Source organism: Streptomyces sp. AcH 505 (assembly GCF_000818175.1).
Classification (GTDB): Bacteria; Actinomycetota; Actinomycetes; order Streptomycetales; family Streptomycetaceae; genus Streptomyces.
Genome location: NZ_JTIY01000001.1, coordinates 733,497 through 754,909 on the forward strand (window position 1 = coordinate 733,497; position 21,413 = coordinate 754,909).

At 71.0% G+C, this 21,413-nt stretch carries 18 protein-coding genes; 10 read left to right on the top strand and 8 right to left on the bottom strand.

Translation table 11 applies throughout. The features are described from left to right. The first annotated feature begins 142 nt into the window (after window positions 1-142). A complete protein-coding gene (locus HY68_RS03320; RefSeq protein ID WP_041984211.1) occupies window positions 143-1,594 on the top strand; it encodes a phosphotransferase in 1,452 nt (483 codons plus the stop codon). A 190-nt stretch (window positions 1,595-1,784) separates the two neighbouring features. Then, entirely contained in the window at window positions 1,785-4,247 is a 2,463-nt protein-coding gene (gene glgB, locus HY68_RS03325) for a 1,4-alpha-glucan branching enzyme (RefSeq protein WP_198533203.1), read from the top strand. A 93-nt stretch (window positions 4,248-4,340) separates the two neighbouring features. Here glgB and HY68_RS03330 read toward each other — a convergent pair whose 3' ends face one another. From HY68_RS03330 to HY68_RS03350, 5 genes are all read right to left on the bottom strand, one after another. After that, a complete protein-coding gene (locus HY68_RS03330) occupies window positions 4,341-6,656 on the bottom strand; it encodes an ATP-binding domain-containing protein (RefSeq protein ID WP_041984215.1) in 2,316 nt (771 codons plus the stop codon). A 183-nt stretch (window positions 6,657-6,839) separates the two neighbouring features. After that, window positions 6,840-7,172, bottom strand: coding sequence for a thioredoxin domain-containing protein (locus HY68_RS03335; protein WP_041984217.1), 333 nt, complete (start codon window positions 7,170-7,172; stop codon window positions 6,840-6,842). Beyond that, complete coding sequence (locus tag HY68_RS03340; RefSeq protein WP_078863406.1) at window positions 7,159-7,647, bottom strand: MerR family transcriptional regulator; 489 nt, start codon at window positions 7,645-7,647, stop codon at window positions 7,159-7,161. The genes HY68_RS03335 and HY68_RS03340 overlap by 14 nt, the downstream gene beginning before the upstream one ends. A gap of 109 nt (window positions 7,648-7,756) precedes the next feature. Beyond that, window positions 7,757-8,770 (bottom strand): aldo/keto reductase, encoded by a 1,014-nt coding sequence (locus HY68_RS03345; protein ID WP_041984219.1) that lies wholly within the window; start codon window positions 8,768-8,770, stop codon window positions 7,757-7,759. Window positions 8,771-8,860: 90 nt separating this feature from the next. After that, window positions 8,861-9,895, bottom strand: a complete 1,035-nt coding sequence (locus HY68_RS03350) for an AraC family transcriptional regulator (protein ID WP_052457002.1) — start codon at window positions 9,893-9,895, stop codon at window positions 8,861-8,863. Window positions 9,896-10,118: 223 nt separating this feature from the next. Between HY68_RS03350 and HY68_RS03355 the strand changes: the two genes are divergently transcribed. The 3 genes from HY68_RS03355 to HY68_RS03365 all read left to right on the top strand — a co-directional run bounded on the left by HY68_RS03355 (window position 10,119) and on the right by HY68_RS03365 (window position 13,432). Then, complete coding sequence (locus HY68_RS03355) at window positions 10,119-10,388, top strand: hypothetical protein (protein WP_041984221.1); 270 nt, start codon at window positions 10,119-10,121, stop codon at window positions 10,386-10,388. Further along, window positions 10,381-11,010 (top strand): DUF6879 family protein, encoded by a 630-nt coding sequence (locus HY68_RS44700; RefSeq protein WP_041984223.1) that lies wholly within the window; start codon window positions 10,381-10,383, stop codon window positions 11,008-11,010. Before HY68_RS03355 ends, HY68_RS44700 begins: the two co-directional genes overlap by 8 nt. A gap of 76 nt (window positions 11,011-11,086) precedes the next feature. After that, window positions 11,087-13,432: a tetratricopeptide repeat protein gene (locus HY68_RS03365; RefSeq protein ID WP_241778730.1), complete on the top strand. Its 2,346-nt coding sequence runs from the start codon at window positions 11,087-11,089 to the stop codon at window positions 13,430-13,432. 5 nt (window positions 13,433-13,437) lie between these two features. Here the strand turns inward: HY68_RS03365 and HY68_RS03370 are convergent, their stop codons facing one another. Then, window positions 13,438-14,271, bottom strand: coding sequence for an enoyl-CoA hydratase/isomerase family protein (locus HY68_RS03370; protein WP_041984225.1), 834 nt, complete (start codon window positions 14,269-14,271; stop codon window positions 13,438-13,440). A 113-nt stretch (window positions 14,272-14,384) separates the two neighbouring features. Between HY68_RS03370 and HY68_RS03375 the strand changes: the two genes are divergently transcribed. Next, window positions 14,385-14,945: a TetR/AcrR family transcriptional regulator gene (locus tag HY68_RS03375; RefSeq protein ID WP_041984227.1), complete on the top strand. Its 561-nt coding sequence runs from the start codon at window positions 14,385-14,387 to the stop codon at window positions 14,943-14,945. Between the two features lie 43 nt (window positions 14,946-14,988). On the opposite strand, the gene HY68_RS03380 is transcribed toward HY68_RS03375, so the two are convergent. After that, window positions 14,989-15,912, bottom strand: coding sequence for a CDP-diacylglycerol diphosphatase (locus HY68_RS03380; protein ID WP_041984229.1), 924 nt, complete (start codon window positions 15,910-15,912; stop codon window positions 14,989-14,991). A gap of 321 nt (window positions 15,913-16,233) precedes the next feature. Between HY68_RS03380 and HY68_RS03385 the strand changes: the two genes are divergently transcribed. Beyond that, on the top strand, window positions 16,234-16,650 hold the full coding sequence (locus HY68_RS03385; RefSeq protein ID WP_078863408.1) for a DUF6415 family natural product biosynthesis protein: 417 nt from the start codon (window positions 16,234-16,236) through the stop codon (window positions 16,648-16,650). 82 nt (window positions 16,651-16,732) lie between these two features. Here the strand turns inward: HY68_RS03385 and HY68_RS03390 are convergent, their stop codons facing one another. Next, window positions 16,733-18,148, bottom strand: coding sequence for a cation:dicarboxylase symporter family transporter (locus HY68_RS03390; RefSeq protein WP_078863409.1), 1,416 nt, complete (start codon window positions 18,146-18,148; stop codon window positions 16,733-16,735). 152 nt (window positions 18,149-18,300) lie between these two features. Here HY68_RS03390 and HY68_RS03395 point away from each other — a divergent pair, with 152 nt between their 5' ends. The 3 genes from HY68_RS03395 (at window position 18,301) to HY68_RS03405 (ending at window position 21,357) form a co-directional block, all read left to right on the top strand. Next, window positions 18,301-19,911 carry a sensor histidine kinase gene (locus tag HY68_RS03395; protein ID WP_041984230.1) on the top strand — a complete coding sequence of 537 codons (1,611 nt, stop codon included), beginning with the start codon at window positions 18,301-18,303 and terminating at the stop codon, window positions 19,909-19,911. Next, the gene (locus tag HY68_RS03400; RefSeq protein WP_041984232.1) at window positions 19,908-20,594 is read left to right on the top strand and encodes a response regulator; all 687 of its coding nucleotides are present in this window, start codon (window positions 19,908-19,910) and stop codon (window positions 20,592-20,594) included. The genes HY68_RS03395 and HY68_RS03400 overlap by 4 nt, the downstream gene beginning before the upstream one ends. A 67-nt stretch (window positions 20,595-20,661) precedes the next feature. Next, on the top strand, window positions 20,662-21,357 hold the full coding sequence (locus tag HY68_RS03405; protein ID WP_041995072.1) for a helix-turn-helix transcriptional regulator: 696 nt from the start codon (window positions 20,662-20,664) through the stop codon (window positions 21,355-21,357). Window positions 21,358-21,413 lie beyond the last annotated feature (56 nt).

Here is a 21,413-nt window from a genome sequence, read left to right on the forward strand (position 1 = left end):
GTTCCCCAACGTCCCGTACGTACGGAAGCAAGCCCGTACGGATCATCCTCTCCCGACACGTCCCGCACAGCCGGACAGCCATTGCCGCAATCCGGGACACTCTGCGCATCTTGTGGTGTGCCCGGGGAAAGGACGCGCTGCCATGTCGAAGGCTGCATCCACCCGGAGTAACCCGCGCCCGGCCGCCGTCCCACGCAGTGTGCCGCCCGCCGAGGCGGAAGCACTGGTGGGCTCGCTCGCGCCGCTGCTCCACGACTGGCTCCCCCGCCAGCGCTGGTTCGCGGGCAAAGGACGCCAGGTCACCGGATTCGTCCCGGTGACGGTGACGGAACTGCTGCCGCAGGACGCCACCGGCACCTCACTGCTGCATCTGCTCGTCCGGGTGGAACAGCAGTCGGCAGGACAGGGCGCTCAGCAGGCCCCGGGCCGAGCCCCGGCCGACGCGGGCGACTGCTACCAGCTCCTGCTCGGCGCGCGTACGGCGCTGCCGCCCCGGCTCGCACCCGCACTCGTCGGGCACGCCACCCAGGGCCCGCTGGCCGGACGCACCGTCTACGAAGGCCTGCACGACCCGCTCCTCGCCGATGTGCTGATCGAGCGGCTGCGCACCTCGGGCGCCGTCGGCGCGCTGCGGTTCGGCCGGGCCGGCGCCATCCCCGCGGGGCTCAGCTCCCGGCTGCTCGACGCCGAGCAGTCGAACTCCTCGCTGGTCTACGGCGACGCCTACATCCTCAAGATCCTCCGCCGGGTCTTCCCCGGCCCCCATCCGGATCTGGAGCTGCCCCTGGCGCTCGCCGCCGAGGGCTGCGAGCGGGTACCGGCGCCGGTCGCCTGGTTCGACGCCGTCGACCCGTCCGGCAGTGACGAACCGCTGACCCTGGGCGTCCTGCAGACCTTTCTGCGCGGCTCGCAGGACGGCTGGCAGCTCGCGCTCGCCGCGCTCGACGAGGGCCGCGAGTTCACCGACGAGGCCCGCATCCTCGGCCGCGCCACCGCCGAGGTGCACACCGCGCTCGCCGCCGCCCTGCCGACGGTGACGCTGGGCCGCAGCCAGACGGCCCAGGTCGCCCATGCGATGCGCGAGCGGCTCGACGCGGCGGCGCAGGCGGTGCCCGCGCTGCTGCCGTACGTCCCCGGGCTGCGCACCGCCTTCGACGCGCTCGCCGGGCTCGACGCCGCAGGACGCGGCAGACCCGCCCAGCGGGTCCACGGCGATCTGCATCTGGGACAGACCTTGCGCTCCCCCGACGGCAGCTGGTCCGTCATCGACTTCGAGGGCGAGCCCGCCAGGCCGCTCGCCGAGCGCCGCCGCCCGCAGCCGCCGGTGCGCGACGTGGCCGGCATGCTCCGCTCCTTCGACTACGCCGCCCGCTCCCACGAGCCGTGGCGCGCGGACTGGGCGGCGCGTTGCAGGGACGCGTTCTGCGAGGGGTACGCCGAGGCCGCGGGCACCGATCCGCGCGCCGAACCCGAGCTGCTGCGCGCCTACGAGACGGACAAGGCGGTCTACGAGGTGCTGTACGAGGCCCGGCACCGGCCGGACTGGCTGCCGGTCCCGATGGCGGCGATCACCCGGCTGGCCGACGGGTCCTGACCACATCGCCCGGCATGCGCGGGGCCACCCGCCGCCCTACCGTCGAGGGACGAGGCTGTTGACTTCGGTCGACCGCGGCTCGCCGCGCACCGTTCGTCGTACTCGACGCACCTGAAGTACCCGATTGCCGTTCCGTCTGTTGCTCAGCCTGTTGTTGTTCCGCCTGTCCTTCGATCCCTGTCCGTCACTCATGTCCTCCGAGGAGGCAGCCCCCGTGACCGCCCGCCCGCCGTCCGACCACCACTCCGAATCCGAGCTTTCCCCCACCTTCCGACCGGCCAGGGCCTCGGGCTCCGTACCGGTGGAGCCCGGAAAGCCGGTGCCAGGACGCCGCACACCGCCCGCACCCGCTCCTGCTCCCCCCGCTGCGACCCCTTCCGCACCGCGGAGCGGGGAACCCACGCCGTCCGCCACGGCTGCTCCGTCCGACGCGGTGGAGCGAGCAGCCGCACTGGCCGCGCGGCCGCTCGACGGCGGCGACAGGGAGCGGCTGCTGAGCGGCACGCACCACGACCCGCACGGGCTGCTGGGCGCGCACCCCGTCGAGGACGGTGTGCTGTTCCGTACGCTGCGGCCGTTCGCACACGGCGTCTCGGTCGTGGCGAAGGATCTCAGGGGCGAGCTGAACGACGACGGCGACGGCTTCTTCTCCGGTGTGCTGCCGCTGCGCGCCGTGCCCGAGTACACGCTCCAGGTGCGGTACGGCGACGCCCTTGACGGGGACGTGACCGAGGTGCACGACCCGTACCGGTTCCTGCCCGCCATAGGGGAACTCGACCTGCACCTCATCGGCGAGGGCCGCCACGAGCAGCTGTGGAAGGCGCTGGGCGCACAGCCGATGACCCACGAGGGCGTCACCGGCACCCGGTTCACCGTCTGGGCGCCCAACGCCCGCGGTGTGCGGGTCACCGGCGACTTCAACTTCTGGGACGGCACGTCGATGCCGATGCGCTCGCTCGGCTCCACCGGTGTGTGGGAGCTGTTCGTGCCGGGGATCGGCGAGGGCGCTCTCTACAAGTTCGACATCGCGCGGCCCGACGGCTCGCACACCGTACGCGCCGACCCGATGGCCCGGCGCACCGAAGTGCCGCCCGCCACCGCGTCGATCGTGACCGAGGCGCACCACGAGTGGCAGGACCAGGAGTGGCTGGCGCACCGGGCCGACCGGCCGGTGCACGAGGCGCCGTTCTCCGTCTACGAGATGCATCTGGCGTCCTGGCGGCCCGGCCTGACCTACCGTCAGCTCGCGGTCCAACTGCCGGGCTACGTGAAGGATCTCGGCTTCACCCATGTCGAGCTGATGCCGGTCGCCGAGCATCCCTTCGGCGGGTCCTGGGGGTACCAGGTCACCGGGTTCTACGCACCGACCTCCCGGATGGGCACCCCGGACGACTTCCGCTTCCTGGTGGACGCTCTGCACAAGGAGGGCATCGGGGTCATCGTCGACTGGGTGCCGGCGCACTTCCCGAAGGACGAGTGGGCGCTGGCCAGGTTCGACGGGTATCCGCTGTACGAGCCCGGGGATCCGCAGCGCGCGGAGCACCCCGACTGGGGCACGCTGGAGTTCGACTACGGCCGCACCGAGGTGCGGAACTTCCTGGTCGCCAACGCCGTGTACTGGTGCGAGGAGTTCCACATCGACGGGCTGCGGGTGGACGCCGTCGCCTCGATGCTCTACCTCGACTACTCGCGCGAGGACGGCCAGTGGTCCCCGAACCAGTACGGCGGCCGGGAGAATCTGGACGCCGTCTCCTTCCTCCAGGAGATGAACGCCACCGTCTACCGCCGCTGTCCCGGTGTGGTGACCATCGCCGAGGAGTCCACCGCGTGGAACGGGGTGACCCGCGCGACCGACATCGTCGGACCCGACGGTTTCGGCGGTCTCGGCTTCGGGCTGAAGTGGAACATGGGCTGGATGCACGACTCCCTGGACTACATCTCCAAGGAGCCGGTCCACCGCAAGTACCACCACGGCGAGATGACGTTCTCCATGGTGTACGCGTACAGCGAGAACTACGTACTGCCGATCTCGCACGACGAAGTCGTGCACGGCAAGGGCGCGTTGGTCTCCAAGATGCCCGGTGACTGGTGGCAGCAGCGCGCCAACCAGCGCGCTTACCTCGGCTTCATGTGGGCCCACCCGGGCAAGCAACTGCTCTTCATGGGGCAGGAGTTCGCCCAGGGCGCCGAGTGGTCGGAGAGCCACGGCCCGGACTGGTGGCTGCTGGACCCGTCGTACTCGGCGGAGGCGGACCACCGCGGCGTACGGGACCTCGTACGCGATCTGAACACGGTCTACCGCGACACCCCGGCCCTGTGGGAGCGCGACACGGCGCCGGACGGTTTCGAGTGGGTCGACGGCGACGCCGGTGAGGACAACGTCTTCGCCTTCCTGCGGTTCGACGCCGACGGAGCGCCGCTGCTCGCCGTCTCGCACTTCTCCCCCGTGGTGCGGCACAACTACCGGCTGGGCGTGCCCGACCGGTACGCGGCGTGGACCGAGGTGCTGAACACGGACGGGCTGCGCTACGGCGGCAGTGACGTGCTCAACCCGGAGCCGCTGAAGCCGGAGTCGGTCGGCGCGCACGGCAGGCCGGCCAGCATCCAGCTGACGCTGCCGCCGCTGGCGACGGTGTGGCTGCGGCCTGCCTGACAGGTGCGGCCTGCCTGACAGGTGCGGCCTGCTTGACGGGTGCGGTCCGGTGGGCGCCGTCCGGGTTCTTCCCGGCGGCGCCCACCCGCCTGTTCACCGGCCGACGGTGAGCCGGGACGGCACGTCCGCGTCGCGCACGATCCCCAGATGCTGCGTCGCCCGGGTCAGCGCCACGTACAGGTCGTTCGTACCGCGCGGCGAGCCGTCCATGACGGCCTCCGGGTCGACGACGATCACCGTGTCGAACTCAAGCCCCTTGGCCTGCCGGGCGCTGAGCAGCACCACGTCGCGGGTCAGATCGGGGGTCGTGCCCCATGAGGCGTCGGGGAGTTCGGCGGCGAGCGCGGGCAGCAGCCCGGCGGGCGCGATGACGGCGAGCCGTCCTTCGCGTGGTTCCTCCGTCGCCAACTCGGCCGCGGCGCGCGCCAGTCCTGCCCGCCGGACCGACCGTACGACCGGCACAGCGCCGGTGGCACGCACCGAGCGCGGCGGCTGGAAGCCCGGGTCGGACAGCCGGCGCACATCGGCGGCGACCTCCATGATCTCGGCGGGCGTGCGGTAGTTGACGCCCAGCGTCGTCAGCTCCCAGCGCTTGCCGACGTACGGCTCCAGGATGTCCTGCCACGAGTCGCAGCCCGCCGCGTCCCCGGTCTGCGCCGGGTCACCGACGAGCGTCATGGAGCGGCTGGGGCAGCGGCGCATCAGCAACCGCCAGGCCATCGCGGACAGTTCCTGCGCCTCGTCCACGACGATATGGCCGAAGGCCCAGGTGCGGTCGGCAGCGGCGCGCTCGGCAGCGCTGCGCGAGTCGGTCTCCTCCTGGCGCTCCGCGAACCGCTCGGCGTCGATGATGTCGTGCGCGGCGAGGACTTCCGACTCGTCCTCGTCCTTGTCCTCGAACTCCTGGGTACGTGAGCCGTACGACAGCTCCAGCACGCCCTGCGCGTAGGCGATCTGCTCCTGCTTCTCCCGCGCTGCGGCGGCGCGGGCCGCCGTGTCGTCCTCGCCCAGCAGCTCCGCCGCCTCGTCGAGCAGCGGCACGTCGGCGGGCGTCCAGTCGATCCGGGCGTCGGCGCCGGTCCGCGGCTCCGGCCTGCGTACGGCGGCGGCGTCCCGCGCTTCGAGCCGCCACGGCACGGCGAGGAAGTCGGCGACCAGCTGCTCGGGGGTGAGGCTCGGCCACAGCGAGTCGATCGCGGCCTGCACGTCGGGGCTGGTGGCGATCTCCTTGCCGAGCTGGGCGATGTCGGTGGGGTCGAGCAGGTTCGGGCCGCCGAGCGGGTCGGCGCCGAGCCGCTCGGCGAGCTGCGCGGTGAGGACGTCGATGATCCGGAAGGCGAAGGCCGGCCGGGCCAGGTTGTGCGGCAGTCCGGTGTCCCGGGCGCGCTGCCTGGCCTCGCGTACCGCGTCCCGTTCGAGCAGCAGCGTGCCGTGGTCCTCGTGCGGGATCTCCAGCACCGACTCGGGCAGCGACTGCCGGTCGCGCAGTTCGTCGGCGAGCACCTGCGCCATCTCGGCGCGGCCCTTCACCTCGGCCGCCTCGGGGGTGTCCGTACCGGTGGCGACGACGCCGGGGAACAGCTCCCCCGTCGTCGACAGCAGCACACCGGTCTCGCCGAGCGAGGGCAGCACCTCGCCGATGTAGCCGAGGAAGGCCGGGTTGGGGCCGACGATCAGTACGGCGCGGCGGGCCAGCTGCTCGCGGTAGGCGTAGAGGAGATAGGCGGCGCGGTGCAGCGCGACGGCGGTCTTGCCGGTGCCGGGGCCGCCCTCGACCACGAGCACACCCCGGTGCGGGGCGCGGATGATGCGGTCCTGCTCGGCCTGGATGGTCTGCACGATGTCGCTCATCCGGCCGGTGCGCACCGAGTTGAGCGCGGCGAGCAGCACGGCGTCGCCGTCGGGGTCCTCGTACCCGGTGCGGGTGGTGTCCGTGAGATCCATGATCTCGTCGTGCAGGGCGGTGACGGTGCGGCCCTTGGTGGTGATGTGACGGCGGCGCCGCAGCCCCATCGGGGTGTAGCCGGTGGCGAGGTAGAAGGGACGGGCGACAGGGGCCCGCCAGTCGATGAGCAGGGGCGTGCGTTCCTCGTCGTCCCGGCGCATACCGATACGGCCGATGTGATGGGTCGTACCACCCTCCTCGGTCCCGTCCCCGGCGCTTTCGGCGTCCTCGGCGTCCTTGGCATTCTCGGCGAGATCGATACGGCCGAAGCAGAGCCCCGACTCGACGGCGTTGAGCGCCGACATCCGGTCCGACTGCTCGGCGACGCTGATGTCGCGCTCGACCCGGGCCTGCCGGCCCGTGCTGACCTCGCCGAAGGACCGGCTCATCGCCGTCTCGGCCTGCTCCCGCAGAGCATCGAGCCGCTCATAGAGGAGGGAGATGAATTGCTGTTCGTTCTGCAATTCCTCGGTTGACAATGGAGCCCCTGTCCGATATTCTGTGCCGAGTGAGGTTTTCTATGCCCGCATTTATGCGAGTACGGAAACGTTAATGGTCACAGAAAAACACCCCGGCCGTCAATTCGGCGCGGGGCATTTTTGTGTTCGGGGCCGGGCGGCGGGTCTTTCAGCCGCGTGGCGGTCCTTTCAGAGGACGTCCGCCAGATCCTGCAGCAGCCTGCGCTTCGGACGGGCGCCGACGATGGACTTCACCGGCTCACCGTCCCGGAACACCAGCAGGGTGGGCATCGACAGCACCCCGTACCTGGTCATGATCTCCGGGTTGGTGTCCGCGTCGATCTGCACGATTCTCAGCCGATCGGCCTCTTCCTCGGCAATGGCGCTCAGTACGGGCGCGAGCTGCCGGCACGGCGGGCACCAGTCGGCGGTGAATTCCACCAGGACCGGCAGACCCGGCCGCATCACGACATCGTCGAAGGTCTCGTCCGTAACGGTGTCGATGCCCTCAGCCTTGATCATTTTTCTTTTCCCCTCCGTCGGGTGATTCCCGCAATTCGTCGGCCGCCGCACCGCCCGCCGTATCGGCTTCGGCGATGCCGCGGTTGAGCGCGTGCGTCAGGTCGCAGGCCGGCTCCGGTGCCCGCGCGGCCTCGGCCCGCGCCAGCTCGGCGCCGACCTGGCCCCGTACCGTACGGAGCTGGTCGATCAGCCCGTCCAGCTCGGCGAGTTTGCGGCGGTAGACGGCGATCGAGTCGGCGCACGAGTCGCCGGCCGGATGCCCGGCGCGCAGACACTCCACGAAGGGCCGGGTCTCCTCCAGCTCGAACCCGAAGTCCTGGAGGGTCCTGATCTGCTGGAGGAGCCGGAGGTCGTCCTCGTCGTACGTGCGGTAGCCGTTCACCGAGCGGCGGGCCGACAGCAGCCCGCGGGACTCGTAGTACCGCAGCGTGCGGGTGGTCGTCCCCGCCCGTTCCGCGAGCTCGCCGATTCGCATGTCTTCGACGGTAATCGTTGACGCCGACGTCAAGGCAAGCGTCGGCGTCCGAGCACCGTTACGGGCGCCGGGCACGCTACGGGGCGGGCGGGCGGCGCTACGGGCTCCGCTACGGGAGGCGGGCGGCCGGGTCGCCCTGGCCCCAGTCCGGGTACGGGACGGGAAGGGCGCTGACCGCGTCCAGCTCCTCGATGTCCTGGTCGGTCAGGACGAGATCGGCCGCCGCCAGGTTCTCGGTGAGCTGGTCGGGGCGCTTGGCGCCGACGATGACGCTCGTGACGCCACGCCGGGCCAGCACCCAGGCGAGGGCCACCCGGGGCACACCCACATCGTGCCGCGCGGCGACCACGCGCAGCGCGTCGACGATGTCGTAACCGCGCTCCAGGTCGACGGGCGGGTTGGCGGACTGGGCGCGGCGCGACGCGGCGTCGGTGTTGCCGTGTCGGTCGACCTTGCCGGAGAGGAAACCGCCGGCCAGCGGGCTCCAGACCAGCGTGCCGACGCCCTGGTCCACGGCCATCGGCAGCAGCTCGCGCTCGATGTCGCGGCCGGCGAGCGAGTAGTACACCTGCTGCGAGACGAACCTGCTGAGCCCGCGCAGGTCGGCGGCGCCGAGGTACTTCATCATCTGCCAGGCGGCCAGGTTGGAAGCGCCGATGTAGCGGATCTTGCCCGCCCGTACGGCGTCGTCCAGCGCGCCCAGCGTCTCCTCGACCGGGGTCAGCGGGTCGAAGCTGTGGATCTGGTAGAGGTCGATGTGGTCGGTGCGGAGCCTGCGCAGGCTGTCTTCGAGCGCCTGGGTGACCCAGAGGCGCGACAGGCCCACCTCGTTGGGGCCGTGGCCCATCCGGACGAACAGCTTCGTGGCCAGCACCACGTCGCGCCTGCGTGCGCCCAGGACCCGGCCCAGGATCTCCTCGGACTCGCCGCCCGCGTACATGTCGGCGGTGTCGATGAGGTTGACGCCGCTGTCGAGCGCCAGCCCGACGAGTTCGCCCGCCGCCTTCTCGTCGAGCGCGCCGAGGACGTTCCAGGGCGGGGTTCCCGCACCGCCGAACGTCATCGTGCCCAGGGCGATCCGGGAGACGAAGGCCCCGGTGGCGCCAAGTCGCTCGTACTGCATGTCGTTCTGCCTTTCATCGGTCGGCCGAGCTGTCGGCCCGGCTCCTTCCGACGCTAGGCACCGACGGGCCGACCGGCCATGATCACGCGTCTAGAAGACTTGCGCGTTCGTCCGGGCCGGGTCCTCGCGCGGATCGCCGTCCGACGGGTGGGGACGGGGGCTGAACCGGTCGCGTGGCTGCTCGGGCGCGGCGGCGGCCGGGTCGTTGCGGTAGCGGGCGGGTGAGACGCCGGTGACCCGCTTGAAGGCGTTGCTGAAGGCGCTCTCCGAGGTGTAGCCCCAGTCGGCCGCCACCGCCGCCACGGTCCGCTCCCCGCCGCGCAGCTCCTTGCCCGCTGCCAGGACGCGCCAGCGCTGGAGATAGACGAGCGGCGGCATCCCGACGAGCTGCTTGAACCTGGCGGCGAAGCCGGCCCTGGACATGCCCACCTCGCGGCCCAGCTCGGCGACGGTCCAGCGGCGGGCGGCCTGCTGATGCATGACGAGCAGCGCGCCGCCGATCCGGGGGTCGCCGAGCGCCCCGAGCCAGCCGGCGGCGGGCTCCTCGCCCGCGACGAGCGCGCGCATCGCCTGGATGAAGAGGATCTCGGTGAGCCGCGCGGACATGACGGAGGCGCCGAGCCGGACGGCGCCGACCTCGTCGCGGAACAGGGTGAGCAGCGGCTGGATGGCGCGTGCCTGCGGGGTGTCGGCGCGGATGGCGGAGGCGGGCGGCAGACCGCTCAGCAGCAGGGCGACGGTGGCGTCGAGGAAGTGGACACTGCCGGCGATCACCAGGGTCCTGCCTTCGTCGCCGCCTCTGTTGTCGTCGCCGACCCGTACGATCCGGCCGGTGGCGGCGGCGAAGGCCGCTTCGCCGCTGCTCAGCGGCGTTCGCGGGCCGTCGCTGAGGACGAACTCCTCATGGGCGGCGAGCAGGAAGCAGTCGCCAGCGGTCAGCCACAGCGGTTCGCCGCCGTCGGCGGAGAGCAGGCAGGATCCGGAGAGCACCGCACCGATCTTGATGTGGTCGCGCATCCGGAACCGCAGTCCCCAGCGGCCGCCGGCGTCGAGCCCGGAGAACGAGCCGGTGCGGACGTTCAGCGAGGCGAAGACGTCGGACAGCGGGTCGAGCGGTGGTTCCATGTCACCGAAGGCTACTGCCCGCTCCCACCCTCCGGGCCCGGCGCCGCGTCGCCCGCGTCCGCCACGAGCTCGCGTACGACATGGGCGAAGCCCTAGCCCCCCGCCCCGCCGGGGTCCGCTTGCCAATGGCGAGAATCCGCCTCGGCCTTCCGTTGCTCTGTGTAATCAGCCACACATAGAATGTGTAGCGACGGCGGGGCGACCGGACGAGCTGGAGGCAGGCATGGCACGCGCGTGGGAGGCGGATCCGTCCGCGTTATTCGAGCGACGGCTGGGCAAGTCACCCGTAGAGCTGGGGAACTCCGACGGGAAGGACGAATGCCCGGACATCTGGCAGCTCGACAACGGCGACATCGCGGTGATCGGCAGGGATCTGACTCACGCCTACGCGGCACACATGCCGGACGGGGTGACTCTCGCGACCGACGAGCGGCTGGTCGTCATTCCGGGGAACGTGCTCAGCGCGGCGAAGGCGGACATTCGCGATGCTTAGCCTCTACGCACCCGATCTCGACACCGCCCAGGGCGAGTTACTCGCACGCCCGGACTACAAGCGCGATTTCCGGCGTCGTGAGGCGGAAATCCGGAATGCATCCTCCTGGAAGCTGGAGCGGCGCCAGCATTTCGAGGAACAAGGCAGCGCCAGCAGAGAAGCGATGCGCCGTGGCGAGTGGCACGAGGCGCTGCGGCTCATGGAGGAGCGGCACGACGCACTCGTCGCCGAGGCACGGGAGGACGCGCGCCGCGGCCACGTGTTCCACCGGGTGCGGGTGGTCGAGCAGCCGCTGACCGCCTATATGCAGTGGGAGTTGCACTCACTGCGCCAACAGGCGGAGTACGGCCAGCGGATCCGCGTCGTGAACGCGCGGGCGCTGAGTTCGGTGGAAGAGCGGGGGGCGCTTCCGGAAGTGGTCGTGCTGGGCAGCAGCACCCTTTACCGCGTCCTCTACACCGATGCGGGCCTGCCGACAGGCGCCGTCAGGTACACCGATCCCGAACTGGTGGGGCGTTGGGGAAGCTATATCAAGGCGCTCTACGAAACGGGCGAGGACATGGCCGCCTATTTCGACCGCGAGGTCGGACGGCTCCCCGCTCCGCACACACCATCGGAGTAGGCACATCAGCAAGGACAACGGTGAAGACGCGACCCCGGACAGCTCACACAACGACCTGTCCGGGTCGTCACGCGACATCGTGCAGGCCGGTAGCGTCGAGGGAGGGATTCATTTCCACGAGCACGTCGCATCCGGCGCCGCCAAGGAGGCAGCCACCGGCCCGACACCCCGACAACTGCCGGCCAATGTGCACGGATTCGTCAATCGGACCCAGGAACTGGCCGAGCTGAACGCGGTACTGGCCGACGAGGACGGCCGTTCCCTGGTCATCTCGGTCTGTGTGATCGCCGGTACGGCGGGTTCGGGCAAGACCTCGCTCGCGTTGCGCTGGGCTCATCAGGTCAGGCAGCGATTTCCGGACGGGCAGCTCTACGTCAATCTGCGCGGGTACGACCCCGGTGAACCCGTAACAGCCCAGGAAGCATTGCGCCGCTTTCTGGGCGCTCTCGGGGTGGCCACCTCGTCCGTGCCCCAGGACCCCGACGCCGCTGCGGCTCTCTACCGGTCCCTGGTCGCGGAGCGGCGGCTCCTGATCGTCCTCGACAATGTCGCCACCGTCGCACAGGTCCGCCCGCTGCTGCCGGGCAGCGCTGGGTCCCTGGTCGTCGTCACCAGCCGCAGCCGGCTCTCCGGACTCGCGATCCGCGACGGCGCGCGCCGGCTGACCCTCGGCATCCTCCCGCAGACCGAGGCGGTGGCTCTGCTCCGCACCGTCACCGCCGGCTACCGGCCCGACGACGATCCCGACAAGCTCGCCGAACTCGCCGATCTCTGCGCCAGACTCCCGCTCGCCCTGCGCATCGCCGCCGAGCGAGCGGCCAGCCGTCCCTATATGAGGCTCGACGACCTGATCGCCGAACTCCGCGACGAATCCGCTCTCTGGGACGCGCTCAGCACCGGGGACGACGACGAAGCCGAGGCGGTGCGGACGGTGTTCACCTGGTCCTACCGGGCCTTGCCGGACCAAGCCGCCCGGCTCTTCCGACTCCTCGGTCTGCACCCCGGGCCCGAGTTCGCCCTCCAGGCCGCCACCGCCCTCGCCGGGCTGGCGGTCAACAGGACCCGCCAGTTGCTGGACACCCTGGTCGGCGCCCACCTCCTCGAACAGACCGCCCCTGACCGCTACCAGTTCCACGACCTGCTGCGTGCCTACGCCACCGACCAGGCACACCGCGAGGAGCCTCCCGAGGAGCGGAAGGCGGCGCTCGGGCGGGTGCTGGACTGGTATCTGCACAGCGCCGACGCCGCGCAGAGCCTGCTCAGCCCCGCCGAACCACATCTGGCTCTCGCCGCGCCTGCCGATGCCGTACGGCCACTGACGTTCCCGGACTACGACTCGGCCGTGGACTGGTCCGAGCAGGAGAACACCAACGTTCTCCAGGCCGTTCGCGCCGCCGCCGGGGAACACGACAGGCGTGCCTGGCAGTTGGCGGTGGTCTTCTGGAACGCACGGTCCTCGTCCGCCCCGGTCGCCGACTGGCTTGCGGCAGGCGAGCTGGCTCTCGCCGCCGCCCGGCGGGACGGCGACCGGACGGCGGAGGGCCTGCTCCTCACCAATCTCGGAATGGACCACAGCCGGATCGACGACTTGTCGTCGAGTCTGGACAGCCATCGGCGCGCCCTGGAGATCGCGCGGGCCACGGGTGACCGGCTCGGCGAGGCCAATTCGCTCAATCTGATCGGCCTCGGCCATCTGCGGGTCCGCCAACTCGACCAGGCGGCGGCCCACTTCGAGCAGGCCATCCCGCTCTTCCAGCAAGCCGGCTCCGCTCACTGGGCGGCCACAGCCCTGTCGAACCTGGCGACGGCCCACCACAACGCGGGGCGGCTGCCGGAGGCCGCCGCCGCGGTCGAGGAGGCCTTGGCTCGACATCGCGCGCTGGACAATCGGCGCGGGGAGGGGAACGTATTACGCCTGCTGAGCAGCCTTCAGCTCGACCGGCGTGAGGCCGAGAGCGCGCTGAAATCCGCCCAGCGGGCCGTGGAGATCGCCCTCGCCCTGCGCGATCACCGGCTGGAGGGTTACTGGCTGCTGACCTTGGCCGACGCGCATCGGGCAATCGCCCAGTACGCGGACGCCCTCACCGCCTACCAGCGGTCAGCCACCCTCCACCGGCGTCTCGGCAACCGTGGCCGTGAGGCCCTGGCCTGGCACGGCGCCGGTCAGACCTACCACCAGCTGGGCCGCGACGTCGAAGCGGCGAACTTCCACCGGCGCGCCGTCGACGTCCAGCACGAGCTCGGAGACGGCTGGCACGAAGCGCTCGCCCTCGACGGCCTCGCCGTCGCCCTGGCGGACAGCGACGCGGATGCGGCCGGCCGGCATCGCAGGAGAGCCCTGGTACTCATCGCCGACCACGACGATCCCCGGGCCGCCGCGCTACGCGTCCGGCTCGAAGGTGGCGCCGACGCGGCGCGCTGAACCGGTCAGGAGCGTTCGAAGAGCTTGTCGGCGGAGATGCCGAACATCTCGTGGGCCAGGCCGAAGCCGAAGTCCTCGACCAGGCGGCGCTTCCAGGGGCGGGAGACCACGGCGTGGGTGAGTCTGCGGGCGGCTGTCGGGCGGGAGCGGATGGCTGCCGCCAGTTCGCGGGCGCGTGGGAGGAGTTGGGGCGCCGGGAGTACTTCGTTGACCAGGCCGAGTTCCAGGGCCGCTGCCGCGTCGATCGGTTTGCCCGTGTAGAGGTAGTAGGCCGCGCGCTTCGTGCCGAGCAGTTCCTGGAGGACCAGGTGCATGCCGTCGCCCGGGGCGGCGCCCGCGAGGAGGTGGGAGTCGGCGAAGGTGGCCTCTTCCGCGCACAGGGTGATGTCGCACAGCAGCGCTATCTCGGTGTGTCCCGATCCGCTCGGGCCGTTCACGGCGGCGATCGTGGGGATGTCGATGCCGGAGATCAGGTTCTCCAGGAGCTTCAGACCGTCGTAGTACGTGCGGTACGCGTGGTTGTCGGGGTGCGGTTCGCGCATCATCTCCGCGAACCGGGCCCGGTCGACGGGGGCGAGCCAGTGGTCGCCGGTGCCGGTGAGGATGAGCACCTCGTTCTCCGGGTCCCTGCCGACGTCCAGCCAGGCCTGGCCCCAGGCGTTGTGCATGCCCATGCCGTAGGCGGCGGGGCCGCCGTCGGTGTGCATGGTCAGTTCGATCACGCCGTTGTCGCGGCTCATCGTGAAGTAGTCGGCGTACTTCTCGGCGTAGTCGTCGAAGCGCGGAGTGGGCACGTATCGGCCGTTTCGTGCCTGCCAGTCGTCAGGGATTGCCGCCATGGTGACGTCACACCTCGTGTCAAGGGGTCGGAAACGGTTAGGCTGCCATTCGGAGCACTGCTCCGACTATATCCGGAGCACCGCTCCGTCTGGCAACCCCGGAGGCGAACCCCATGGCCGAAACCAGGCGCGCCGACGGCCGCCGTAACTACGAGCTGCTGCTCGACGCGGCCCGTACGGCCTTCGCCGAGTACGGCACCGAGGTCTCGCTCCGCGATGTCGCCCGCCGCGCGGGCGTCGGCATCGGCACGCTCTACCGGCACTTCCCCACCCGCGAGGCGCTCGTCGAGGCGATCATGCGGCGCGGGCTCGACGGCCTGTGCGTACGGGCGGACGAGCTGATGGAGTCGGAGCCGCCCGGCGAGGCGCTGAACATCTGGCTGGTAGCCTTCTCCGCCAACTCCAGCCGCTACGCGGGCCTGCCGGGCTCGATCCTCGCCGCGATCGACGACGAGACGTCCGAACTCCACCACTCCTGCCACGCCATGCGCACCAAGGCGGCCCAACTGCTCGCCCGCGCCCAGCAGGCGGGCGAGGCACGCGGCGACATCACCGCGGGCGAACTGCTCCTGCTCGCGACCGGCGTCGCCTGGGCCGGCCAACAGACCCCGAACAGCGCCGATATGACGGTCCGCCTGCTCGGCCTGGTCAGAACGGGTATCGACCGCGCCTGACCGCCGCCGGGCCACGCCGTGTGCCGACAGCCGAGTCGGAGGCTCAGCTGTACACGAGAAGGTGGTCACACGTGTTCGTGCCGTCGTGGAGCGACGAGTCGCTGTTGAGGACGTAGAAAGCCCCGGCGAATCCCGCAGCCGTCATCTTCGGCACCACGATCAGCGTCTGGTTCGCCATGCTCAGCCCGCTCGGATTCACCACGTACTGCTGCAACAGCGCGAAGAGATTCATCCCGAGACCGGGCAGCCTGAGGGCTCGGTACGTACGGTCCCCCGACCCGTCCGAGCCCGTGACCGGCACCCGGTACTGCACGGCGTTCCACTGCGCGGGACTGGTGGCCATGCGTCCGGTCATCTCCAGTTCCTGCAGCCGCCGTTGCGTGCTCGCCCGGACGCCGGCCAGGTGAATGTGCAACTGGTTGAGGAACCGGGCGCTCTTCGAATTGATCCCCAGACCGATATTGGGGTATTGAACGGGGACGCTCCCTCCGCTCCGGGCGTTTTCCCAAGCGTCGTTCCAGTAATTCGGCGCGCCGGAGGTCTCGATGAAGGGGCATTCGATACCGGTGATCCGGCAACTGGGCGTCAGGAGAAAGTTGTGCCGGTTCGACGGCCTGCCGTGCAGGACGACGTAGTCCGGGGTCACCTTCAGACAATCGGGCGGGAACTGCCCGGGGGGCAGCGGCTTGCCTTGCGTGCAGTACTGGACGTCCCGCCACAGCGGATCGTTGTCGGACGGGCTGCCGCAGAGGGGCTGGAGCTGCGCAGGGGGGCAGGTCGGGGCTCCCCCGGGTGGTGGCGTGGGGCACGTGTCGGGCACGGGGTGTGCGGACGTCGGGGCGGCTGCCGAAGCGGTGCGACCGGTCGCCGCTCCCGCGCCCGTCAGGAGGGTCGCCGCAACGATGGCGCCGGAGAACGCCACGAACCGGCGCCGAGGCAGTTCGTTCGAATTCTTGTCGTCATTCATGCGTGCTCCTGATTCCGGCCGCGCTGATTTCGCTCACAGGGTAGGGAGCGAGGAGCGGGTTTCCTGTCGTCCGACCCGGCCGGTGTCATGGGTTCCGCCATTCAGCGGCGATCCCGTTGAGCTTTCTCGTTCCCGGTGAATTGCCGACGACCCCGGCCGGACAGAGCGGCGGTCGGACCTTCGCCCGGCTTCACCAGTTCAGTTGCACACCAGGTGACTTGAGCGGGAAGCCGGCCCGGGCCGTACAACATCGTGCGCACCGTCGCCACGCGGGCGCGCCGTCGACGCCGCGAGGTGACCGACAGTGAAGGAGCCGGCCCGGTGAACCGACTGAGCGAAGCGGGGAACGACGTGCCAGGAGACGCCGACCAGGAAGGCGGGGGTACGGGTTCCGACGACCCCCCGGATCCGTCGCGGCCCCCGATCGACCTCGTGACGATCTCCCACACCGTCGACCAGGCGCTCGCCCGGCGCCTCGCGCTTCCCGACCGGGCGTGGGTCGACAGCACGACCGTCAAACTCCGCGGCCACCTGGAGCTGTTGCTGGGAGAAGACCTGGGCGACATCGACACCCCCGAGTCCCGGGCGCTGTACCGCGACGCGTACGCGGTACTCGACCGCACCGCCCGCCCGAACCCCGACACCCCACCCGGCTACGCCTACGAGCACATGCGCGCCCTGGCGGCGGCCGTACGGCCGGTCGTCGCCGCCTACCGGCTCCGGCACGCCGACGGGTGAGCCGCAGGACAGCGGAACGGCCCGCGCGGAGTGTGGTGCTCCGGGCGGGCCGGTCCCTCGGAGGGCCGGGTGGGGAGGCTGGTCAGGCCCCGGCCTGGGTCTTCGGCTGGGAGGCGCGCGCGTGCTCGATCACGTCGGTGTCCGTGTCCGCGTGCGTGTCACGCTGCTCGGGGACCTCGTCCAGGTCCTTCTCCGGCGTGCCGCCGTGCCCCTCGTCCAGCAGGGTCCGTTCGTCGAACGGGATGCGGCCCGCCAGTACTTCGTCCACCCGGGCCCGGTCGATCTCCTTCGTCCACGTACCGACCAGGATCGTGGCGACGGCGTTGCCCGCGAAGTTCGTCAGGGCGCGGGCCTCGCTCATGAAGCGGTCGATGCCGACGATCAGGCCGACGCCGTCGAGCAGTTCGGGGCGGTGGGCCTGGAGACCGCCCGCGAGGGTGGCGAGACCGGCGCCGCTGACGCCCGCCGCGCCCTTCGAGGCGATGATCATGAAGACGAGGAGCGAGATCTGGTGGCCGATCGACAGCGGCTTGTCCAGTGCCTCGGCGATGAAGATCGAGGCCATCGTCAGATAGATCGCCGTACCGTCAAGGTTGAAGGAGTAGCCCGTCGGCACGGTGATGCCGACGACGGGCCTGCTGACACCCAGGTGTTCCATCTTCGCGATCAGCCTCGGCAGCGCCGACTCCGACGACGACGTGGACAGGATCAGCAGGAACTCCCGCGCCAGGTACTTGAACAGCAGTAGGATGTTGACGCCGGCGATGGCCCGCAGCAGCGCCCCCAGCACCACGAAGACGAACAGCGCGCAGGTGATGTAGAAGCCGATCATGATGATCGCGAGGGACTTCAGCGCATCGACGCCCGTCTCCCCCACCACAGCGGCGATGGCACCGAAGGCGCCGATGGGCGCGGCCCACATGACCATCGCCAGCACCCGGAACACCAGGCGCTGGATGTGCTCGACACCGCGCAGGATCGGCTCGCCCGTGCGGCCCATCGCCTGGAGCGCGAAGCCCGACAGCAGTGCGATCAGCAGCGTCTGGAGCACCGAGCCCTCGGTGAAGGCGGAGAGCATCGAGGTCGGGATGATGCCGAGCAGGAAGTCCGTGGTGGAGGTCGAAGCCCCCTCCGCCTGGGTCGTGCCCACATGGCGCGCCGCCTCGGTGAGATGCAGCCCCGAGCCCGGCTCCAGGATGTTCCCTACGACGAGTCCGATGGCGAGGGCCACCGTCGACATCACCATGAAGTAGGCGAGCGAGAGCCCGCCGACGGCGCCGACCTTCGCCGCCTTGCGGACCGATCCGACGCCCAGCACGATCGTGCAGAAGATGATCGGCGAGATCATCATCGTGATGAGGCTGACGAAGCCCGTGCCGATCGGTTTGAGTTCGACCGCGACCCCCGGGGCCGCGAAGCCCACCAGGATGCCGAGGCCGACGGCCACGACCACCGCTATGTACAGAAAGTGCGTACGGTCCCGCCCTCTTGCGGCCACGGGTCCTCCTCGACTCGTCCCTGCTGCACCCCCTGTCCCGAGGGAGCCGCCCCCCGTCCCGAGGGGTCCCGGCGACTATCCACCACGGTGTGACGCCGGTCACCCTTACGTTCATTTCGTTCATACGATTCCGGCCAGGCACACTGATGCCCATGCATCTGCCACGTCCGCGCAGCCTCGCCGGCCAGCTCTTCGCGATGCAGGCCGTGCTGGTCGCGGCCATCGTGGCGGGGTGCGCCGTCTTCGCGTACCTCACCGACCGGGACCAGGCCGACGAGACGGCGCGCAGGCAGGTGACGTCCGCAGCACGCGCGGTGGCTGATTCGCCCTCTGTACGGGACGCCGTCCGCACCCCCGACCCGACCGGGCCGCTCCAGCCGTACGCGGAGCGGGTACGGCGCGACACGGGTGTCGACTTCATCACCATCATGAGTCCGCGGGGCATCCGCTGGACGCATCCCGATCCGCTGCAGATAGGCCGGCCCTTCCTCGGCAGCACGGCGGCCGCGCTGCGCGGCCACACCTTCACCGAGACCTACACCGGCACGCTCGGCCCCTCCATCCGCGTCGTCACCCCGATCAGGGACGGCAGCAGGATCACCGGCCTGGTCAGCGTCGGCATCACCGTCGACCGGATCTCCAGCCAGGTCACCCACCAGGTCAAGATCCTGATCCTGTCGGCCGCGGGCGCGCTGGCGCTCGGCGCGCTCGGTACGTACGTCATCAACGCGCGGCTGCGCCGCCACACCCACGGCATGAACGCCACCGAACTCAGCAGGATGCACGACTACCACCAGGCGACCCTGCACGCCGTACGCGAGGGGCTGTTGATGCTCGACGGCGCGCGCAGGATCGCCCTCATCAACGACGGCGGCCGGGAACTGCTCGGCCTCGACGAGTCCGCCGTCGGCCGGCCCGTCGCCGAACTCGGCCTGCCCACACCGCTCACCGGTGCGCTGCTCGCCTCCGAACCACGCGTGGACGAGGTGCACTTGAGCGACGAGCGGATCGTCGTCGTGAACACCCGCCCGGTGGTCGGCGGCGAACGGCACGGCACGGTCGTCACGTTGCGCGACCACACCGAACTCCAGGCACTCTCGGGCGAGTTGGACTCGGAGCGCGGCTTCACCCAGGCCCTGCGCTCGCAGGCGCACGAGGCGGCGAACCGGCTGCACACCGTGGTCTCCCTCATCGAACTCGGCCGGGTGGAACAGGCGGTGGAGTTCGCCACGGCCGAACTGGAGCTGGCCCAGGCCCTCACCGACCAGGTCGTCGGCTCGGTCGGCGAACCCGTGCTCGCCGCGCTGCTCCTCGGCAAGGCGGCCCAAGCCAACGAACGCGGAGTCGAGTTGGTGCTCGCCGACGACAGCCGCATCGACGACGGCGTACTGCCCGCGACCCTGCCGGCCCGCGATCTGGTGACCATCCTCGGCAATCTCATCGACAACGCCGTGGACGCGGCGCAGAGCGGCGACAGCCCGGCCGGCGCGCGGGTCACCGTCACCGCGCTGGTCGACGACGGCGAACTGCGCCTCGCCGTACGGGACACCGGCGCCGGCGTCGACCCCGAGTCCGTCGAGGAGGTCTTCCGCCGCGGCTGGTCGACCAACGGGCCCGGTCGCGGCCTCGGCCTCGCGCTCGTACGGCAGGCCGTGCACCGCGCGCACGGCACCGTCGTCCTCGCCTCGGGACCCGACAGCGGGGCGGAGTTCACCGTACGGCTGCCGCTCCTCACGTCCGGCGCCCTGCGGGTGACGACATGAGCGCGCCCGCCATCCGCGTCCTCATCGTGGAGGACGACCCCGTCGCCGCCGACGCACACCAGCTGTACGTCGGCCGGGTGCCCGGCTTCGCCGTCGCGGGCGTCGCCCACTCCCGCGCCGAGGCGGCCCGGCTGCTGGAACGCGCCGACATCGACCTCATCCTGCTCGACCTCTACCTCCCGGACGGCCACGGCCTGTCCCTGCTCCGCGCCCTGCGGGCGGGCGGCCACCACGCCGACGTCATCGCCGTCACCTCGGCGCGAGACCTCGCGGTGGTCAGGGAGGGGGTGTCGCTCGGCGTCGTCCAGTACGTACTGAAGCCCTTCGCCTTCGCCACCCTGCGCGACCGGCTCACCCGCTACGCCGAGTTCCGCGCGGCGGCGGGCGAGGCGAGCGGCCAGGACGAGGTGGACCGCGCGCTCGGCGCGCTCCGCTCCCCCGAACCGGCCGCCCTGCCCAAGGGACTGAGCGCCCCGACGCTCTCCGCGGTGACCCGCACCCTGCGCTCCTCGCCCGCCGGTCTGACCGCCGCCGAGGCCGGCGCGGCGCTCGGCATCTCCCGGATCACGGCGCGCCGTTACCTGGAACACCTCGTCACGGAGGGACGCGCGGGCCGCAGCCCCCAGTACGGTCAGATCGGCCGCCCCGAGCTCCAGTACCGCTGGCTGAGTGCCCCGCACTGAGCGTTTTGGGGTAGGACGTTCCTACGACATGTGCCGTTGTTCGAACACACGGTAGTCGCGGCGGGTGATCCACCTCTACGGTGTGCCCGTGCAGTCACCCACTTCCTCGCCGCCCTTCGACGCCCAAGCCGCCCGCCGACTGCGCGAGGCGCTGGGCTGGGCGACCGGCCACGTCGCGTACGGCCTGCAGGCCCAGTACGGCCTCCATGACACCTCCGCCGACACCGTGGCCGCGTGGGAACGCGGCCTTGCCGTCCCCACGTCACGCGAACTCACCGCGCTCGCCGGTGTGTTGTGGTGCTCGGTCGGCGAGCTGCTGGCGTCGGCGTCCACGCTGAAGGAGCACCGGCTGTCCCGGGGTCTCCCGGCGGAGGACCTGGCGCGCCAGGTCGGCCTCGACACGACGTCGTACGTACGCATGGAGGAGTCCGGCCGCTGGCGCGGCAACGAACGCCAGACCGTGGCCCTGGCGGCGGCGCTGTCCCTGACCCCACGCGAGCTGCTGACGGCGACGGGCCGGGACGAGGAACTGGCGACGGCGCTGCGCTCGGCGGCGACGACGCGGTGGCAGGGGTACGTCCGCCCGGTGACGAAGCTGCTGCCGATGCCACGCGAGGCGGTGGAGGCGGCGCTGGAGCGCCTGCACGCGGACTACCAGTCGCGGATGGTCCCGACGCTGGGGTGGGGCGGCTCGGCGAACGCGGGCGAGGAGGGGGAGGCGTTCTTGACGTCGATACTGGCGCGCTTCTGGGAACGGGTCTGACCGTCCGGGTTGCGGGTCGTGGTTGCGGTGGTCGCCGGGTGCCGTTCCGGGGTCGT

Excerpts from the sequence above, each read along its gene's own strand:
- HY68_RS03320 (WP_041984211.1), top strand. The coding sequence starts at position 143 with ATGTCGAAGGCTGCATCCACCCGGAGTAACCCGCGCCCGGCCGCCGTC.
- glgB (WP_198533203.1), top strand. The coding sequence starts at position 1,785 with ATGTCCTCCGAGGAGGCAGCCCCCGTGACCGCCCGCCCGCCGTCCGAC.
- HY68_RS03335 (WP_041984217.1), bottom strand. The coding sequence starts at position 7,172 with ATGATCAAGGCTGAGGGCATCGACACCGTTACGGACGAGACCTTCGAC.
- HY68_RS03340 (WP_078863406.1), bottom strand. The coding sequence starts at position 7,647 with ATGCGAATCGGCGAGCTCGCGGAACGGGCGGGGACGACCACCCGCACG.
- HY68_RS03345 (WP_041984219.1), bottom strand. The coding sequence starts at position 8,770 with ATGCAGTACGAGCGACTTGGCGCCACCGGGGCCTTCGTCTCCCGGATC.
- HY68_RS03350 (WP_052457002.1), bottom strand. The coding sequence starts at position 9,895 with ATGGAACCACCGCTCGACCCGCTGTCCGACGTCTTCGCCTCGCTGAAC.
- HY68_RS03355 (WP_041984221.1), top strand. The coding sequence starts at position 10,119 with ATGGCACGCGCGTGGGAGGCGGATCCGTCCGCGTTATTCGAGCGACGG.
- HY68_RS44700 (WP_041984223.1), top strand. The coding sequence starts at position 10,381 with ATGCTTAGCCTCTACGCACCCGATCTCGACACCGCCCAGGGCGAGTTA.
- HY68_RS03370 (WP_041984225.1), bottom strand. The coding sequence starts at position 14,271 with ATGGCGGCAATCCCTGACGACTGGCAGGCACGAAACGGCCGATACGTG.
- HY68_RS03375 (WP_041984227.1), top strand. The coding sequence starts at position 14,385 with ATGGCCGAAACCAGGCGCGCCGACGGCCGCCGTAACTACGAGCTGCTG.
- HY68_RS03380 (WP_041984229.1), bottom strand. The coding sequence starts at position 15,912 with ATGAATGACGACAAGAATTCGAACGAACTGCCTCGGCGCCGGTTCGTG.
- HY68_RS03395 (WP_041984230.1), top strand. The coding sequence starts at position 18,301 with ATGCATCTGCCACGTCCGCGCAGCCTCGCCGGCCAGCTCTTCGCGATG.
- HY68_RS03400 (WP_041984232.1), top strand. The coding sequence starts at position 19,908 with ATGAGCGCGCCCGCCATCCGCGTCCTCATCGTGGAGGACGACCCCGTC.